1 pseudogene is annotated in these 223 nt (G+C 59.6%); it reads right to left on the reverse strand.

Annotated elements, in window-relative coordinates:
• A pseudogene (locus QWJ46_RS31190) lies at positions 1-223 on the reverse strand (protease); the annotation flags it as partial.

Genomic DNA, 223 nt, shown 5'->3' on the forward strand with positions numbered 1-223 from the left:
GACCACATAAATGTCGTTGCCGGCGCCGCCGTTCAGCGTGTCGTTGCCGATTCCGCCGTCAAGCGTGTCGTTGCCGGCGCCGCCGGTGATCGTGTTGACGAGCGTATTGCCAGTGCCGGTGAAGCTGCCGGATCCCGTATATTGCAGGTTCTCGACATTGTTGCCGAGCGTATAGCTTGAAAGCGCCGTCTTGATCAGATCGGTGCCTGCATTCAGCCCTTCG

The organism is Rhizobium sp. CBN3 (assembly GCF_030518245.1).
GTDB lineage: Bacteria > Pseudomonadota > Alphaproteobacteria > Rhizobiales > Rhizobiaceae > Rhizobium > Rhizobium aethiopicum_A.